This is a genomic window from Shigella sp. FJ200513 (genome assembly GCF_040495915.1).
Classification (GTDB): Bacteria; Pseudomonadota; Gammaproteobacteria; order Enterobacterales; family Enterobacteriaceae; genus ECMA0423.
This window is the reverse complement of record NZ_JBDYCV010000316.1, coordinates 1-299: the sequence shown is the minus strand read 5'-3', so window position 1 is coordinate 299 and position 299 is coordinate 1. Positions and strand designations below refer to the sequence as shown.

General features: G+C 52.8%; 1 tRNA gene. It reads right to left on the bottom strand.

Annotation, left to right across the window (positions count from 1 at the left end):
- Positions 1–2: 2 nt before the first annotated feature.
- Positions 3–75 (bottom strand) — tRNA-Gly (locus ABZJ92_RS22420).
- Positions 76–299 lie beyond the last annotated feature (224 nt).

The following is a 299-nucleotide window of genomic DNA, read 5'->3' as shown; positions in this document are numbered from 1 at the left end:
GGAGCGGGAAACGAGACTCGAACTCGCGACCCCGACCTTGGCAAGGTCGTGCTCTACCAACTGAGCTATTCCCGCTTAATCTTCGTCTTTCGAACCGCTACTGCCTTGGCTGCCTTCACTCACCTTAGTCACATACTTTTGTAAGTTCCCAAGGATTCGTTCAGTTGCCGCCTTGTCGCAATTCGAAATACTGCGATTGGGTGGTCTGTGCTTTGCAGCACTTTTCAAATTTTGGAGCGGGAAACGAGACTCGAACTCGCGACCCCGACCTTGGCAAGGTCGTGCTCTACCAACTGAGC